Source organism: Streptomyces sp. NPDC015144, assembly GCF_043079735.1.
In the GTDB taxonomy this organism is placed as follows: domain Bacteria; phylum Actinomycetota; class Actinomycetes; order Streptomycetales; family Streptomycetaceae; genus Streptomyces.
Map to the genome: position 1 here is coordinate 117,753 of NZ_JBIBUU010000006.1, position 16,880 is coordinate 134,632.

At 74.7% G+C, this 16,880-nt stretch carries 14 protein-coding genes; 3 read left to right on the plus strand and 11 right to left on the minus strand.

Translation table 11 applies throughout. The features are described 5' to 3' along the window. Positions 1-59 precede the first annotated feature (59 nt). Positions 60-4,745 (plus strand): HEAT repeat domain-containing protein, encoded by a 4,686-nt coding sequence (locus ACF08W_RS12970; RefSeq protein WP_392279275.1) that lies wholly within the window; start codon positions 60-62, stop codon positions 4,743-4,745. Positions 4,746-4,841: 96 nt separating this feature from the next. On the opposite strand, the gene ACF08W_RS12975 is transcribed toward ACF08W_RS12970, so the two are convergent. Both ACF08W_RS12975 and ACF08W_RS12980 read right to left on the minus strand, forming a co-directional pair. Then, positions 4,842-6,056 (minus strand): acyl-CoA dehydrogenase family protein, encoded by a 1,215-nt coding sequence (locus ACF08W_RS12975; protein WP_385210531.1) that lies wholly within the window; start codon positions 6,054-6,056, stop codon positions 4,842-4,844. A 3-nt stretch (positions 6,057-6,059) separates the two neighbouring features. Next, positions 6,060-7,109 (minus strand): phosphotransferase family protein, encoded by a 1,050-nt coding sequence (locus ACF08W_RS12980; RefSeq protein ID WP_385210533.1) that lies wholly within the window; start codon positions 7,107-7,109, stop codon positions 6,060-6,062. Positions 7,110-7,273: 164 nt separating this feature from the next. Here ACF08W_RS12980 and ACF08W_RS12985 point away from each other — a divergent pair, with 164 nt between their 5' ends. Continuing rightward, entirely contained in the window at positions 7,274-8,563 is a 1,290-nt protein-coding gene (locus tag ACF08W_RS12985) for a glucarate dehydratase family protein (protein WP_392279276.1), read from the plus strand. Positions 8,564-8,621: 58 nt separating this feature from the next. Here the strand turns inward: ACF08W_RS12985 and ACF08W_RS12990 are convergent, their stop codons facing one another. The 6 genes from ACF08W_RS12990 to ACF08W_RS13015 all read right to left on the minus strand — a co-directional run bounded on the left by ACF08W_RS12990 (position 8,622) and on the right by ACF08W_RS13015 (position 12,345). Further along, the gene (locus ACF08W_RS12990) at positions 8,622-8,933 is read right to left on the minus strand and encodes a DUF202 domain-containing protein (protein WP_392279277.1); all 312 of its coding nucleotides are present in this window, start codon (positions 8,931-8,933) and stop codon (positions 8,622-8,624) included. Beyond that, on the minus strand, positions 8,930-9,325 hold the full coding sequence (locus ACF08W_RS12995; RefSeq protein WP_352279212.1) for a DUF202 domain-containing protein: 396 nt from the start codon (positions 9,323-9,325) through the stop codon (positions 8,930-8,932). Before ACF08W_RS12995 ends, ACF08W_RS12990 begins: the two co-directional genes overlap by 4 nt. Positions 9,326-9,372: 47 nt before the next feature. Further along, the gene (locus ACF08W_RS13000; protein ID WP_392279278.1) at positions 9,373-9,894 is read right to left on the minus strand and encodes an NUDIX domain-containing protein; all 522 of its coding nucleotides are present in this window, start codon (positions 9,892-9,894) and stop codon (positions 9,373-9,375) included. 34 nt (positions 9,895-9,928) lie between these two features. After that, the gene (locus tag ACF08W_RS13005; RefSeq protein WP_352279209.1) at positions 9,929-10,702 is read right to left on the minus strand and encodes a glucose 1-dehydrogenase; all 774 of its coding nucleotides are present in this window, start codon (positions 10,700-10,702) and stop codon (positions 9,929-9,931) included. Positions 10,703-10,764: 62 nt separating this feature from the next. Then, positions 10,765-11,394 (minus strand): TetR family transcriptional regulator, encoded by a 630-nt coding sequence (locus tag ACF08W_RS13010; RefSeq protein ID WP_352279208.1) that lies wholly within the window; start codon positions 11,392-11,394, stop codon positions 10,765-10,767. A 57-nt stretch (positions 11,395-11,451) separates the two neighbouring features. Continuing rightward, the gene (locus ACF08W_RS13015) at positions 11,452-12,345 is read right to left on the minus strand and encodes a DMT family transporter (protein ID WP_352279206.1); all 894 of its coding nucleotides are present in this window, start codon (positions 12,343-12,345) and stop codon (positions 11,452-11,454) included. Between the two features lie 200 nt (positions 12,346-12,545). Here ACF08W_RS13015 and ACF08W_RS13020 point away from each other — a divergent pair, with 200 nt between their 5' ends. Continuing rightward, entirely contained in the window at positions 12,546-14,201 is a 1,656-nt protein-coding gene (locus tag ACF08W_RS13020) for an FAD-binding dehydrogenase (protein WP_392279279.1), read from the plus strand. A gap of 24 nt (positions 14,202-14,225) precedes the next feature. On the opposite strand, the gene ACF08W_RS13025 is transcribed toward ACF08W_RS13020, so the two are convergent. From ACF08W_RS13025 to ACF08W_RS13035, 3 genes are all read right to left on the minus strand, one after another. Beyond that, positions 14,226-14,708, minus strand: a complete 483-nt coding sequence (locus ACF08W_RS13025) for an ASCH domain-containing protein (RefSeq protein WP_392279280.1) — start codon at positions 14,706-14,708, stop codon at positions 14,226-14,228. Between the two features lie 183 nt (positions 14,709-14,891). Next, positions 14,892-16,289, minus strand: coding sequence for a gluconate:H+ symporter (locus tag ACF08W_RS13030; protein WP_352279200.1), 1,398 nt, complete (start codon positions 16,287-16,289; stop codon positions 14,892-14,894). Positions 16,290-16,300: 11 nt separating this feature from the next. Next, positions 16,301-16,810 carry a gluconokinase gene (locus ACF08W_RS13035; RefSeq protein ID WP_352279198.1) on the minus strand — a complete coding sequence of 170 codons (510 nt, stop codon included), beginning with the start codon at positions 16,808-16,810 and terminating at the stop codon, positions 16,301-16,303. Positions 16,811-16,880: the final 70 nt, after the last annotated feature.

Sequence of the window (16,880 nt, forward strand, 5' to 3'; positions counted from 1 at the left end):
ACCGCTGCCGGGCCCGAATCCGTTGGTGGGGCCGGTGCCCGCCCGGTTAGCATCCGACGATGCGGACCCCGGCCGGCGACCAGTTCCCCACCACCACGGACACCGGGGAGCTCCCGCCCCGGGAACTGGGGCGGCTGATCCGCCACCACGACCCCGCCTCGCGCCACCTGGGCCTCGCCCTGCTCACCGAGCGCCTCGCCGCCCGCCCGCCGTCGGACGACACGGAGGCGGCCGGACTCGCCGCGCTGCTGCCCACGACGCTCACCGGACCGCCGGAGGCGGACCTCCTGCTGGCCGGACTCCACGAAAGGGCCGGGCACGACGAACGGTTCGCCCGCGCCCTGGAGGACCGCCCCCGCCCGCCCTGGCGCACGGCCGGAACGCTGCCCGCCTCGGTACGCACCGCCTGGCTGCGCGCCGATCTGCTGCACGACCCGGCGGCGGCGCTGCGCGAGGAACCCCCGGGCGAGCCGCTGTACCAGGCGGTCCGCGGCGCGGACATCACCGCCGCCCGCCACCCGGCCCGGCTGGTGGCGGAGCTGGCGGCCGGCACCGACCCGGTGCTCCGGGCCGAGGCAGTACGGCTGGCCCGGCAGGGGCTGTACGCCGGACTCCTGGCCCCCGCCCAGGCCCGGGCCGCCCTGACCGGACTGCTGGGCACCGGCGGCGCCGAGGCCGTCACCGCCGCACTGGACGGGCTGGCCGAGCCGTGGGCGGCGCTCGACCCGCTGCCGCCCGGCCTCCTCGCCCCGTTCCTCCGTACCGGTCCGGGGCCCGACCCCGCCGCCGGGGCCGATCCCGGCACGGAGCCCGCACCCGCACCCGTACCCGAGTCCGTGGCCGGTGCCGCGCTCACGGTCGCCGCCCGCCACGGCCACCGGGACCTGCTGCGCCGGGCCGCCGAGGACCCGGACCTGGCGCCCGCGCTGCGGCGGCGGGCGCTGGAACTCCTCGGGGATCTCGCCGGACGCGCGGACATCGGCGCCCTGACCGCCCTCGCCGCGCGCGATCCGCTGCTGCTCGGCGCCCCGGCCGTGGCCTGCCTGCGCGGCCTCCACCGGCGCGGCCACTTCCCGGACGGGCCGGACGTCCCCGTCGTCGTCGGCCTGGCCCTCGCGGACCACTCCATCGCACCCCACGACGTGGCGACGGTCCTCTTCACCGTCCGCCGGGACGCGCTCCGGGTCCTCACCGACGCCCCCGCCGACGACCCGGACTGGCCGCGCCGGCTCGCCCTGCTGACCGCCCTCGCAGCCCAGGGCGCCGGGGACCTCCCGGTCGGGGCCGCCGTCACCCGGCTGCTGCCCGCCGCCCCCGTACCCGGCCCGTTCCTCGACGCGATCCGGGAGCTGCGCCACACGGACGCCGAGGAGGCGGTGCTCGCCCTGCTGCCCTCGGCGCCGGACGCGGCCCTGGAGACCCTGGAGGCGATCGGCGGCGACCGGACGGTCCTGGCCCTGCGCGAAGGACTGGGCCTCGACACGGCGACCGGCGGCCAGGTGGCACCCCCTCTGCGCCCGGTACGCCACCGCGCCCTCGAGCTGCTCTGGCAGCTCGACCGCGACCCGGAGCGCCGCCGCGCCCTGCTCGCCCGGCTCGACCCCGTCGACCTGCCCCCGCGCATCGCGGCCGGCCTCGGCCGCCCGGACCCCGGGGAGCTGGCGCTGCTCCGTTCCCACCTCGACCCGGACCGGCCGGACGCCGCACTGTGCCGGCTGGCGGCCCACGGCGACGCGGACACCCTCCCGGCCCTCGCCGACCTGCTGCTGCGCGTCGTCTCCGCACTGGCCACCGCGCGGGAGCCGGGTGCCCCCGACCGGACCGGCGAACACGGGCGGCCCGCCGGGGAACCCGTGGTGCCCCAGGAGGTCCTGGACGCGCTCCACGACCTCGGCCGCCGGCTCCACGGGCGGGGCGCGATCAGACCGGTCTGCCTGCTCACCGCCACGGACGCCGACGGAGCCGGGCACGCCCTCGTCGCGAACCTCGCCCTGGAGCTGCTGGACCGCCCCGGACTCCTCGACCACGAGCGGGTGATCCTGCTCGAACTGCTGCTCAGGACCCCCTGGACGGGCACCCGGGCCCGGGTGCACCGGCTGACCCGCCACCGGGACCGGCACGTCCGCAAGCACGCCATCGCCCTCCTCGCCCGCGACGCCACGGGAGAGGACGCCCAGGCCCTCTCGGCGACCCTGATCGCGCTGACCCGGGCCCGGGACGTCCAGACCGTACGCCAGGCCCTCCTCGCCCTGGGCCACGCCCGGGCCCACTGGGCGGGCGCCGCGATCGCCGACCGCCTGGACCACCCGAACACGAACATCCGCAAGACGGCGGCCGCGGCCCTGGTCCGCACCGGCGGCCGGGCGGCGGTCCCCGGACTCCTCGACCGGCTCGGCCGCGAGGACAACCCCGCCCTGCGCGAGACCCTCGTCGAAGCCCTGCGCACGGTACTCGGCGAGGCCCATGCCGCCACCCTGCTGGCCGCCGCCGAGCACGCCCGCCCCGCCTCCGTCCGCGAGCGCCTCCTCCTCGGCCTCTCCGGCGCCCTCGGCACCCGCGCGGTCCGCGCCCTGGCCGAACAGGAGTCACCGGTGGCGCCCCCACTGCTCGCCCTGCTGGCGTCCGGGCGGGTCCGCCCGGCCACCGGCACCCTGGACGACCTCGCCGCAGCCCTGGCCCGCCACGGCATCACCGTCCCCTCCGCCGGGCCGCCCCCGCCCGCGCCCCGGGCGGCCGACCGGGACGCCGGGACCCTGCTGGCCGACGGCTGGGACGCGGCCGTCGCGCTGCGCCTGGCCGGACGGGACGAGATGCCCGCCCCGGGCCGGACCGAGGCGCTGCGGCCGCTGCTGGCCGACTGGCTCCGGCTCGCCGCGTCCCCACCGGTGCGCCGGGATCCGGCGCTGCGGAACCGGGTGGTGCGGTACGCGCTGCGGATCTGCCCCGGGCCCCGGAGCACGGCGGAACTCGGCGCGTACGCGCGCTTCGCCCCGGTTCTGCTGGCCGCGCTGGCCGACGCCCGCGACCGGGACCGGCACGACCTCGTCGCCGTACTCGAAGCCGCCGCGCCGCTGCTGACGGCCTCCGCCCGGACCGCCGCGACCGTCGCCGTCCGGGCCCTGCGCCCCGCCCCGGCCGCCCCCGCCCGCTCCACGGTGCCGCTGCTGCGCCTGCTCGGCGCGGTCCCGGTCCGCGCCGACCTCGACCGGGACCTCGCCGCCGCCCGGCTCGGCGCCGACCCCTGGCGGGGAGCGACCACCGTGCTCCGGGCCGCCTTCGCCGTACCGGAGGACGACGCGCCGCTCCCGGCCGGGGCCCGGGCCTGGCGGGAGGCGCTGGAGGAGGCGGCCCGCACCCCGGAGGAGCTGGCCCGGTTCCGGGCCCGGGACGACGGAACGGTCCCCTCCAGGGACCGGCTGGCCGCGCTCGCCGAGGCCCACCAGACCGCCGGTCCCGGGGTCCGGACCGCGCTCGTCGACTGGATGACGCTCCTCCAGCCCCTCGACGCACCGCCCTGGACCCTCGCCGAGACCGCCCGTGTCCCGGCCCCGCCCCCACGCCTGATACGCGGGGACGACCTCGACCAGCCCCGCTCGGCGGCCCAGCGGGAGCGGCTGCTGACCCTGCTGGACGCGCCCGGTGAGGACCGCCGCCGCACCGCCGCCCTGACCCTGGCCCGCTGGCCCGAGCCGGAGGCCCGGCTGCCGGTGCTCCGCGCGTATCTGCGCGGCCGGGTCGACCTGCCCGTCGACACCGGCCTGGCCCGCGCGCTGTCCCTGCTCGACCCGGCCGAACTGCGCGCCGGGGACGTCCTGCGCGACCGGGTCGCGTACACCGCCGCCCGGCTCGGGCCCCAGGAGCTGGAGCGGCTGGTGCCGTTGCTGCTGGAGTGGTGGCGAACGGCTCCGCCCGCCGGGGCCGGGGCGATCCGCGACGCCCTGCGCGCCTGCCCGGCCGACGCCCTCGCCACGCTCCTCGCCGACCGGCCGGGCGGCGGCGACCGCGGCTCCCTGGAACTGCTCGCCGGCCGCCCGCTGCTGCGCACCCGGGCCCTGGAGCGGGCCCGGCGACGGCTGCGCGAGGAGGGCCACGGCGACCTGGCGGACCGGCTGCTGCTCGTCGACGGCCCCCTGCGCGGCCCGGACGCGGCCCGGCACGACGCGGCCGCCCTGGCAGCGCTCCGCGAGCGCCGGGAACCCGCACCCGCCGCGAGCGGTGCCGGCCCGTCCCGCCAGGAGCTGCTGGAACTGGCCGCCACCGGCACACCGGAACAGATCTGCCGGGCGCTCACCGCACTGGCGGAGGCGCACCCCGGCCCCGCACCCGACGACGACCCGCGCCTGTCCGGCCTGCTGGCCGGGCTGCTCACCCACCCCCGCGCCCGGGTCCGGCTGCGCGCCCACCGCACCTCACGGGCGATGCTCGACCGGCCGGCCCACCTCGACCACACCCGGACCCTGCTGGACGACCCCAGCCCCGACGTGGTGCGCATGGCGGTCCGCACCCTCTGCCGCGCGGCCTGGAGACCCGCCCTGCCCGCCGTGACCGGGCTGCTCGGCCACCCGCACCCGGCGGTCCGCGACGCGGCGGCCGAGGGGCTGGCCGCCCTGGGCACGACGGCCGTCCCCGCCCTGCGCGCCGCCGCCGCCCGCGCCCGCCCCGACCGGCGCGCCCGCTACACCGACGTTCTGGACCGGATCGGGGCGGGCGGGAGCCGACCCGGTGCGCCGCGAGACGCCCGGTGATCCCCGGGTACGCGGACGTGTCCGGGCGTCCCTCCGCCTCGCGGCGCACCGCGTCCGACGCCGGACGCCGGTCCGCCAGGTACTACCGGGCAGCCCTCACACGTACCGCTTGATCTCGCGCCGGGCCAGCGACCGCTGGTGCACCTCGTCCGGGCCGTCCGCCAGCCGCAGCGTCCGGGCCGCCGCCCACAGCTCGGCCAGCGGGAAGTCCTGGCCGACGCCGCCCGCGCCGTGGAGCTGCACGGCCTGGTCGAGGATGGCGACCACGGCACGCGGAGTGGCGATCTTGATGGCCTGGATCTCGGTGTGCGCGCCCCGGTTGCCCACCGTGTCCATCAGCCACGCGGTCTTCAGCACCAGCAGCCGCAGCTGCTCCACCGTGACCCGGGCGTCCGCGATCCAGTTCTGCACGACGCCCTGCTGGGCGAGCGGCTTGCCGAACGCGGTACGGGACACCGCCCGCCGGCACATCAGCTCGATCGCCCGCTCCGCCATCCCGATCAGCCGCATGCAGTGGTGGATGCGGCCCGGGCCCAGCCGCGCCTGGGCGATGGCGAAGCCGCCGCCCTCCTCGCCGACCAGGTTCGTGACGGGTACCCGGACATCGGTGAAGTCCACCTCGGCGTGGCCGCCGTGGTAGTGGTCCTCGTACCCGTAGACCCGCATGGCGCGGCGGACCTCGACGCCCGGGGTGTCGCGCGGGACCAGGACCATCGACTGCTGACGCCTCATGTCGGCGCTCTCGGGGTCGGTCTTGCCCATCACGATGAAGACCGCGCAGTCCGGGTTCATCGCCCCGGAGATGTACCACTTGCGCCCGTTGATGACGTACTCGTCGCCCTCGCGCGCGATCCGGGTCTCGATGTTCGTCGCGTCCGAGGAGGCCACCTCGGGCTCCGTCATCGCGAAGGCCGAGCGGATCTCCCCGGCGAGCAGCGGCTCCAGCCACCGCTTCTTCTGCTCCTCGGTGCCGAACTGGTGGAGCACCTCCATGTTCCCGGTGTCCGGGGCGGCGCAGTTGAGCGCCGTGGGCGCCAGCTGCGGGGAGCGGCCGGTGATCTCGGCCAGCGGGGCGTACTGGAGATTGGTCAGCCCGGCCCCGTACGCGGGATCGGGGAGGAAGAGGTTCCACAGCCCCTGCCGCCGGGCCTCGGCCTTCAGCTCCTCCACGACGCGCGGGGTGTCCCAGGGCGAGGCCAGCAGCGCGCGCTGCTCCTCGGCCGTCGCCTCGGCGGGGTACACGTGCTCGTCCATGAAGGCGAGCAGCCGGGCGCGCAGCTCCTCGGTGCGGGCGTCGAACGCGAAGTCCATGGGTCAGCCTTCCTGGAGGGTGGTGAGGCCGTGCTCGATGAAGACGGGGACGAGGCCGCCGATCCGGTCGAAGCCGGCGCCGACGGTCTGGCCCAGGGTGTAGCGGTAGTGGATGCCCTCCAGGATCACGGCCAGCTTGAACCAGGCGAACGCCGTGTACCAGGAGAGGGCGGAGGTGTCCCGGCCGGAGCGGGCGGCGTAGCGCTCGATCAGCTCGGCGGGGGAGGGGTGGCCGGGCGCGCCGCTGGTGGTGGAGACCGGTGACTCGGCCAGGCCGAGGTCCGAGCTGTACATGACCAGCAGCCCGAGGTCGGTGAGGGGGTCGCCGAGTGTGGACATCTCCCAGTCCAGTACGGCCTTGATCCGGTCGTCGTCGCCGATCAGCACGTTGTCCAGCCGGTAGTCGCCGTGGACGACGGTGGGCGCGGGCGAGGCGGGCAGCGCGCGGCCGAGCGCGGTGTGCAGCGCGTCGATGCCGGGCAGTTCGCGGTTGCGCGAGGCGTCCAGCTGCTTGCCCCAGCGGCGCAGCTGCCGCTCCAGGAAGCCCTCGGGACGCCCGAAGTCGCCGAGCCCGACGGCTTGCGGGTCCACCGCGTGCAGGTCGACCAGGGTGTCGACGAGCCCGAGGACCGCCTCCCGGGTGCGCCCGGGGCCCAGCGGGGCGAGCTGCTCGACCGTGCGGTACGGGGTGCCCGCCACGTACTCCATGACGTAGAACGGCGCACCGTTCACCGACTCGTCCTCGCAGAGCAGCACCGGCTCGGGCACCGGCACACCCGTCGGGTGCAGGGCGCTGATCACCCGGTGCTCCCGCCGCATGTCGTGCGCGGTGGCCAGCACATGACCCAGCGGGGGCCTGCGGACCACCCACCGGCCGGTGCCGTCCGTGACGACGTACGTGAGGTTCGAGCGGCCGCCCTCGATCAGCCGGGCCCGCAGCGGTCCGCCCACCAGCCCCGGCCGTTCCCGGTCGAGATGCCCGCGCAGCCGGTCGAGGTCGAGACCCGGCGGGGAGACGTCGGGGCCGGTGCCCGGCGGGGGGACTGAGCTCATCGTGCGCACCTCCGGAGGGGAAGAAAGACGGGAACCATCATGCCGACCAGTCGGTATGTCGTCCAGTGTCCGGCGGCGGGTCGTCCGTGATCCCTGGGGCGGGGCGGTGTTCTCGCCCCCTCCGGAGTCTGGTGCTCAGTCGTATCCCTGAATAGAGTTCACGTATGAATACAGAGTTGCTGATCGACGATGTCCGGCTGACCCCGATCCTGATAGCCGACCCGCCCCTGCTCAACACCCAGGGCGTCCACCAGCCGTACACCCCGCGGCTCGTCGTGGAGGTCGTCACCCGGGGTGGGGTCACCGGTGTCGGCGAGACGTACGGGGACGGGAAGTACCTGGAGCTCGCCCGGCCGCTCGCCGAGGCGCTCCGGGGCCGCCCGGTCAGCGATCTGAACGGCCTCTTCGCGCTGGCCGACGCGGTGTGCGGCGATTCGGGCGCGGCCGACGACCGGGTCGAGGCCGGCGGCCTGCGCGGTGTCCAGACCGCCGACAAGCTCCGGCTCTCCGTCGTCTCCGGCTTCGAGGTCGCCTGCCTGGACGCGCTGGGCAAGTCCCTCGGCCTGCCCGTGCACGCCCTGCTCGGCGGAAAGGTCCGCGACCGGGTCGAGTACAGCGCCTACCTCTTCTACCGCTGGGCCGCCCACCCCGAGGGCGGCGAACGGGACGACTGGGGCGCCGCCCTCGACCCGGCCGGCATCGTCGCCCAGGCCCGCCGCTTCGCCCGCGCGTACGGTTTCTCGTCCTTCAAGCTGAAGGGCGGCGTCTTCGAGCCCGACCGGGAGATCGCCGCGATCCGCGCCCTGGCCGAGGAGTTTCCCGGCCGGCCGCTGCGCCTGGATCCCAACGGCGCCTGGTCCGTGGAGACCTCGCTGTACGTCGCCGACCAGCTCAAGGACGTACTCGAATACCTGGAGGACCCGGCGACCGGTACGGGGCCGATGGCCGAGGTCGCCGCGGGCACCGACGTACCGCTGGCCACCAACATGTGCGTGACCACCCTCGCCGAGGTGCCGGAGGCCTTCGCCCGGGGTGCCGTGCAGGTCGTCCTCTCCAACCACCACTACTGGGGCGGGCTGCACCGGACCCGGGAGCTGGCCGCGATCTGCCGCACCTTCGGCGTCGGCCTCTCCATGCACTCCAACACCCACCTCGGCATCAGCCTCGCCGCGATGACCCACGTCGCCGCCACCGTCGCCAACCTCGACTACGCCTGCGACAGCCACTACCCCTGGCAGACCGAGGACGTCATCACCACCCGCCATGTCTTCGAGGACGGACACCTCACCGTCTCCGACGCCCCCGGCCTCGGCGTCGAACTCGACCGCGAGCGGCTCGCCGCGCTGCACCGGCGCTGGCTCGACGACGACGGCACGATGCGCGAGCGCGACGACGCGGCCGCGATGCGCAAGGCCGAACCGGAGTGGCGGACCCCGGCGATCCCCCGCTGGTGACCGGCGCGCGAGGAGTGCGGCGGCCCGTCCGGGCCCCGCGCCCCGGACGCGCGGCGGCTCAGAACAGCATGGCCGTGGCGCACCCCGCGAGCACCACCGCACACCCGGCCACCGCCAGCGCCCCGCGCACCGTCATCGGCCGGGGCCGGGCGCTCCGCATCCGCAGCACCCGCCGGTGCGCCACCACCAGCATCCCCAGCCAGGCCAGCGCGCCCACCGCCACCGCCACCACCGCGGCCGGGCCCGCCCCGGCGTGCAGCGCCTGCTTCACCGCCAGCGCCAGCACCACCGTGCAGGACAGCGTCGTCCGCCGCCAGGCCAGCCGGGTCCGCTCGGGCTGGAGCCCGGGATCGCGCGGCACGCCGCTCACCGGCCCTCCCAGCCGAAGAGGACCACCACCACCATCGCCACCGCCACCACGGCGACCGCCAGACCGAGCAGCGTCGGGAACCGCGAGACCGGCAGGTCCTCCCCGCGCCGCATCGCCCGCTCGCACCGCACCCAGTGGTTGACGGCCCGCAGCGCGCACAGCACCCCGGCCGCCAGCAGGGCCAGCGCCAGCCCCGCGCGCACGCCCCAGGCCAGCTCCGGCAGGAACTGGTCGACCGCGAAACCGCCGCCGATCAGCGCCAGGGCCGTCCGGATCCAGGCGAGGAAGGTGCGTTCGTTGGCGAGCGAGAACCGGTAGTCGGGCGTCGCGCCCTCCTCGCGGACGCGTTCCGGCGCGAACCACAGCCGCAGGCCCCGCACGAATTCGATCACGTCCGGACCCTATCCGCCGCTTCCCCCGGGGAGGGCGCCGACCGGGCTCAGGCGCCCGCCCCACCCGCCCGGTGGGCGCGCAGTCGCCGGTAGGCCGCCAGCCCGTCCGGCACCCACGGCCAGTCGTCGATCCGCGCGTCCAGCTCGTCGTCGGTGAGGAAGGTGTGCCAGGCCACCTCCTCCACCTGCGGGCTGACCGGCAGCTCGCACCGCACCCGGTAGACGTACGACCACCAGGAGTGCGCGGCGCTCTCGTAGAGGAACTTGAAGAGCGGCTCGGGCCGGGGGAGTCCGGACACCCCCAGCTCCTCCTCGGCCTCCCGCAGCGCGGCCTCGTCGTACGACTCCCCGGCACCGACCACCCCGCCGACGAACATGTCGTAGTGGGACGGGAAGACCAGCTTCCCCGCGGTCCTGCGGTGGACGAAGAGCCGCCCCTCCGCGTCCCGGGCCTCGATGAAGACGCAGCGATGGCGAAGGCCCCGCGCGGTCGCCTCACCGCGCGGGGCCTGCCCCACGACCTGGTCGTTCTCGTCGACGATGTCCAGGATCTCGTCAGAAGGAGTCATGCTCCCCATCCAACATCAGGACACCGCCGCGGGATCACTGGCCCATGACGTACTTGACGGTCGGACCGGTGGTCCAGCCGCCGTCCACGGCCAGCTCGGCACCGGTGATGTACGAGGCGGCGTCCGAGAGCAGGAAGGTGACCGCGGCGGCGATCTCCGGGGCCTCGCCGACCCGGCCCATCGGGGTGTTCGGGTAGTTGCCCTCGCCCTGCTGGATGCCGACGGAGGCGGTCATCGGGGTGTACGTCATGCCGGGGTGCACCGAGTTGACCCGGATCCGGGACGTGCCGAGTTCCACCGCGCCGACCTTCGTCAGCCCGCGCACGGCCCACTTCGAGGCACCGTAGCTGGAGGTCAGGGCGAGGCCCATCAGGCCGGCCGCCGAGGAGATGTTGACGATCGAGCCGCCGCCGTTCTCCTTCATCAGCGGGATCACCGTCTTCATGCCGATGAAGACGGCGGTCAGGTTGATGTCGATGACCTTGCGGAAGTGCTCGACGCTCTCGGTCTCCAGCGGCATCCCGGTCGACACCCCGGCGTTGTTGACCAGACCGTCGATCCGGCCGAACTCGGCGACGGCGAACTCGGCGACCCGCTGCCAGTCCTCCTCGGAGGTCACGTCGTGGTGGACGAAGCGGGCCTTCCCGCCCAGCTCGGCGGCGGTGGCCGCACCCTCCTCGTCGAGCAGGTCGGTGATCACCACGTTGGCGCCGCCCGCCACCGCGAGGCGCGCGGCCTCGGCGCCCAGGCCCCGGGCGCCGCCGGTGATGATGACGGTCTTGTCGCTGAGGTTGCTCGTGTCAGTCATGGTGTTTCCTCTGTGCGGTACGGAAGGGTGCGTGATGCGGTGACCCCGGCGGTACGGGCCCCTCAGGGGGTGCCCGGCACCGGGGCGCGCAGGAACGCAGTGGTGGTTTCGACGAGATCGGCGAGGAAGAACGCCTCGCCGGTCAGCGGCTCGATCCCGTCGAGCCGCTGGCGCGCGCGGTCGGCGAACGCCGCGCCGATCAGGGTGAGCGCCAGGTCCAGGCGCTCCAGGCGGACCGGGGCGGGCAACGCGCCCAGACGGTCCTTGAGCAGGGCGATCAGCCGCCCGTAGTGGGTGTCGTCCAGGACGGGATGCGGGGTGCCGGTCCGCAGCCCGGTCTCATGGGTGAGCCGGACCGAGATCCGCAGACAGCGGCAGCCCCGGTCGTCGGCGAGCAGACTCGCCTCGGCCGTCACCAGCGCGGCGACCAGCTCCCGTACGCCGCAGTCCGCGTCCAGCGCGTCCAGCAGCCGGGCCATCACCCGCTCGGTGCGGTCCTGGCGGCCCGCCATCACCGCGTCCAGCAACCCGGCCCGGGAGCCGAAGTGGTACTGGACTGCGGAGGGGTTGCTCTGGCCGGCGAGCCGGACGATGTCGCGCAGCTGAGCGCCGTCCGGACCCTGGGCGGCGAAGATCTCCTCGGCCGCGCGGATCAGCTTCTCCCGGGTCTCGGGGCCGGACGTTCGCGCCATACCCGCACTGTAATACTGGACATTATTAAAAACCAGTGGAGGGGCCTCCGGAGCAGCTCAGTTGGGCTGGAGGCTCTTCTCCCGGCGCCCGCCGACCGGCCCCTCCGGCATCGCCGGATGGAGCCCGAGCAGCACGATCCCGACGACGATCGCGGCGAGCCCGACGGCCTGCCAGGCCAGCGCCCCGGCGTCGGTGCGCAGCCGGTCGCCGAGGAAGCCGATCCCGCAGGCGATCCCGGCCAGCGGCTGGGCGGCGGTCAGCGGGGGCAGCGAGACCCTGAGCGGCCCGGTCTCGAACGCGCTCTGCACCAGCAGCAGCCCCGTCACCCCCAGCAGGACGACGGCGTACGGCTGCCACGCCGTGAGCAGCGCCGTCCACCCGCCCCCCGTGATGAGCTGGCCGCTGACCCGGGTGAGCGCGTCCTGGAGCCCGTAGAGCAGCCCGGCCGCCACCGCGAGCAGCGCGGGGGAGGCGGCGGTGACGGCGCGTTTGGCGACGGTGGTCAGCAGCAGCGCGGACCCCACCACCACCCCGACCACCAGCCAGTGCCGCAGTACGCCGGTCACCGCCTCGCCGCCCTCGGGCCGCCCCGCCAGCAGGAAGGCCGCGACCCCGCCGGCCAGCAGCCAGAGCCCGGCCCAGCCCTGACGGCCGAGCCGCTGGCCGGTGCGGTGGCGGGACAGGGTCATCGCGAAGAGCAGATTGGTGGCCAGGAGCGGTTCGACGACGGAGACCTCGCCGTTGGCCAGGGCCAGGGCGCCCAGCACCATCCCGCAGACCATCAGCCCGACCCCGGCCAGCCAGCTCCGCACCCGCATCAGGTCGAGCAGCAGCCGGGGCGAGAGGTAGTCGCTCCTCGGGGCGTGCGAGGCGGCGGCCTGCTGGAGGACGAAGCCGAATCCCAGGCAGCAGGCGGCACTCATGGCGAGCGCGACGACCAGCACCGACATGCCGCTACCTCGTACAGGGCCGGAAATGGGGTGATGTGTACCGACGATAGCGCCGGTGTGCCCCGGGTGCGGCCGGAACGGGGCCGACCGGGCGGTTGACGCCGTGGCGGCCGGTGCAGAAGATCTGACGCACGAGTAACTTCCGGCCCCGGCAGGACCGCACGCCCCGGTACCGGACCGCCCCGACAAGGATGGAACCCATGGCGTACGACGCTGATGTGATCGTGATCGGGGCGGGGCTGGCCGGACTGGTGGCCACCGCCGAACTGGCCGAGGCGGGGCGCTCGGTGATCCTGCTCGACCAGGAGCCCGAGCAGTCGATCGGCGGCCAGGCGCACTGGTCCTTCGGCGGCCTCTTCCTGGTCGACTCGCCCGAGCAGCGCCGGATGCGGGTCAGGGACAGCCACGAGCTGGCGCTCCAGGACTGGTTCGGCACGGCGGGCTTCGACCGCGAGGAGGACCACTGGCCGCGCAAGTGGGCCGAGGCGTACGTCGACTTCGCGGCCGGTGAGAAGCGCTCCTGGCTGCGCGCCCAGGGGCTGCGGCTCTTCCCCGTGGTCGGCTGGGCCGAACGCGGCGGCTACGACGCCACGGGCCACGGCAACTCCGTACCCCGCTTCCACATCACCTGGGGCACCGGCCCCGGCGTCGTCGCCCCCTTCGAGCGCCGGGTCCGCGCGGGCGTCGCCAAGGGGCTCGTGCGCTTCGCGTTCCGGCACCGGGTCACCGGCCTCGGCCGCACCGGGGGCACCGTCGACACCGTGACCGGCGAGGTGCTGGAGCCGAGCGCCGCGGCCCGGGGCACCGCGAGCAGCCGGGTGGTGGCCGGCTCCTTCGAACTGCGGGCCCAGGCGGTGATCGTCACCTCCGGCGGCATCGGCGGCAACCACGACCTGGTCCGCAAGCAGTGGCCCGCCCGGCTCGGCACCCCGCCCGCGAAGCTGCTCTCCGGCGTCCCCGCCCACGTCGACGGACTGATGCTCGGCATCGCCGAGGAGGCGGGCGCCCACCACATCAACCGCGACCGGATGTGGCACTACACCGAGGGCATCGAGAACTGGAACCCGATCTGGGCCAAGCACGCCATCCGCATCCTGCCCGGACCGTCCTCGCTCTGGCTGGACGCCCGCGGCAAGCGGCTCCCGGTCCCGCTCTTCCCGGGCTTCGACACCCTCGGCACCCTCGAACACATCATGCGGTCCGGCCACGAGTACACCTGGTTCGTCCTCGACCGGAGGATCATCGGGAAGGAGTTCGCCCTCTCCGGCTCGGAGCAGAACCCGGACCTCACCGGCAAGTCGATCCGGGACGTGATCGGCCGGGCCCGCGCCGACGTACCGGCGCCGGTGAAGGCGTTCATGGACAACGGGGTCGACTTCGTCGTGGAGAAGGACCTCTCCGCGCTCGTCCGGGGCATGAACAAGCTGACCGGCCAGGAGCTGATCGACGAGGCCGAGCTGCGCCGCGAGATCGTCGCCCGGGACCGCGAGATCGCCAACCCCTTCACCAAGGACCTCCAGATCACCGCGATCCACGGCGCCCGCGCCTACCTCGGCGACAAGCTGATCCGCACCGCCGCACCGCACCGCCTCCTCGACCCCAAGGCCGGTCCGCTGATCGCCGTACGGCTGAACATCCTCACCCGCAAGTCGCTCGGCGGACTGGAGACGGACCTGTCCTCCCGGGTGCTGACCGAGGACGGCACCCCGCTGGCCGGGGTGTACGCGGCGGGCGAGGCGGCCGGCTTCGGCGGTGGCGGGGTGCACGGCTACCGCTCGCTGGAGGGGACCTTCCTCGGCGGCTGCATCTTCTCCGGCCGGGCGGCGGGCCGGGCGGCCGCGAAGGCGGTCGGCTGAGGCGCCCGGCTACCGCTCCCGCGCCTACGCGGCCGGGGCGAGCCGTTCGACGACGCGGAACCGCTCGGCGACGACCATCGTGTCGTCGTCGACGGTGAAGCCCGGGTCGCCGAGCGCCTCCCGCATCTCGTCGCCGTGCCAGAACCGCTCGTGCGCCGCACGCCACTCGGCGACCGAGGAGTGGCCCTCGCCCTCGTCGATCGCGTGCTGGAGACCGACGTCGCCCAGGCGCAGCACCCGTACCTCCGTCACCTCCAGTACGGCGACCTCCCGGCCGTCCGAGTCGATCAGCGCGGACCGCTCGCCCACCGGCGGCAGCTCCTCGTCCTCCGCCTCGTACTCGGCGAGCAGCCCGGTCGTCGAGACCTTCGCACCGGTGAGGACCGCCTCGACCAGCTGATCGCGCAGCGGCCCCGGGAAGGCCAGCAGAAAGGGTTTGAGGGGGGTCCCGGCGGGGCCTTCGGGCAGCGCCCCGAGGGTTTCGTCAAGAGGCTCGTGATTTCCCATGGAGCCAAGTCTGGCACGCGCCGTCCGGTCCGGCGGCGAAACGGTCGAAAAGCCGCTGAGTGGTCAACAGGTGCCGAACGTAAGGTAGTTGGACACCGGTTCCGGCCGGTACGACGACGGCGCCCGCCGGCCCGGGGCGTGAGCCGGGCGGCGGGCGCCGTGGGGCGGGTCCCCGGGCGGGACCTAGATGATCAGTGACAGCAGCAGGACGAAGACCAGCGAGACCACGGAGATGATCGTCTCCATCACCGACCAGGTCTTCACCGTCTGGCCGACGCTCATCCCGAAGTACTCCTTCACCAGCCAGAACCCGGCGTCGTTGACATGGCTGAAGAAGAGCGAGCCCGCGCCGACCGCCAGCACCAGCAGCGCGGCGTGGGAGGTCGACATGTCGGCCGCCAGCGGGGCGACCAGACCGGCCGCCGAGATGGTGGCCACCGTCGCCGAGCCGGTCGCCAGCCGGATCGCCACCGCGATCAGCCAGCCCAGCAGCAGCGCCGGGATCGACCAGTTCCTGGAGAAGTCCAGGACCATCTGGCCCACGCCCGCGTCGATGAGGGTCTGCTTGAAGCCGCCGCCCGCGCCCACGATCAGCAGCACACCGGCGATCGGCGCGAGCGACTTCTCGACCGTGGTGGAGAGCCGGCCCTTGGAGAATCCGGCCGCCCGGCCCAGCGTGAACATGCCGACCACGACCGCCGCCAGCAGCGCGATCAGCGGCGAGCCGATCACGTCGGTGATCTTCTGGAGACCCTGTTCCGGATCGTCCACGACGATGTCGACCAGGGCCTTGACCAGCATCAGCACCACCGGCAGCAGGATCGTCGCCAGCGTGGCGCCGAAGCCGGGACGGCGGTCGAGATCCTCCGAGGGCCGCTGCGGGACCATCCGCTCCGGCACCGGGACGTCCACCCAGCGCGCCGCGACCCGCGAGAAGAGCGGCCCCGCGATGACCACGGTGGGGATCGCCACCAGGACGCCCAGCGCCAGGGTGACCCCGAGGTTGGCGCCGAGGGCGTCGATCGCCACCAGCGGTCCGGGGTGCGGCGGGATCAGCCCGTGCATCACGGAGAGACCGGCCAGCGCCGGGATGCCGATCCGCATCAGCGACTGGTTGCCGCGCTTGGCGACCAGCAGCACCACCGGGATCAGCAGCACGATGCCGACCTCGAAGAAGAGCGGCAGGCCGATCACCGAGGCGATCAGCACCATCGCCCACGGCATGGAGCGCCCCCTCGCCCGGGCGAGGATGGTGTCGACGATCTGGTCCGCGCCGCCGGAGTCGGCCAGCAGCTTCCCGAGGATCGCGCCGAGCGCGATCAGCACGCCGACGCCCGCGACGGTCGAGCCGAGACCGGCGGTGAAGCTGGCGATCGTCTTCGCCGGGGCCGCCCCGGCGAAGGAGCCGAGCGCCAGCGACCCGATGGTCAGCGCGAGGAACGCGTGCATCTTGAACTTGGTGATGAGCAGGACGATGACGGCGATGCCCGCCAGGACGGCGATGCCCAACTGGGCGTTGCCGGCCGAGGTGATCGGTTCGACGGCGTCCGCTGCCAACATCTCGACGCTGAGACTGGTCACGGTGGAGGTCCTTAGTCCTCGAGCCGGCGCAGGGCCGCGACGGCTCGCTGGGTGATTTCTTCGGGGGTGCCGGACACGTCGACGGAGACGCCGGCCTCGTCCTCCTGCAGGGGCTGCAGGGTGGCGAACTGCGAGTCGAGCAGGGCGGTGGGCATGAAATGGCCCGTACGCCCCGCCATCCGGGCCTCGATCAGCGCCCGGTCGCCGGTCAGATGGAGGAAGAGGACCCCGGGCGCCTCGGCGCGCAGCCGGTCGCGGTACGACCGCTTCAGCGCCGAGCTGCTCACCACCCCGCCGAGCCCCGCCCGGCCGTGCGCCCAGCGGCCGATCGCGTCGAGCCAGGGCCACCGGTCCGCGTCGTCCAGCGGGACGCCGGCCGACATCTTGGCGATGTTGGCCGCGGGGTGGAAGTCGTCGCCCTCCGCGTACGGAACGCCGAGTCCGGCGGCGAGCAGGGGGCCGATCGTGGTCTTGCCGGTCCCTGCAACGCCCATCACCACGACGACGTGGGGAGTGCTCATGGGGGTGCCTCGCAGTCTTCCGCGATGTCTTCCTCGACATCGGTCCGTCGCGCTACTGAAACCCATACGT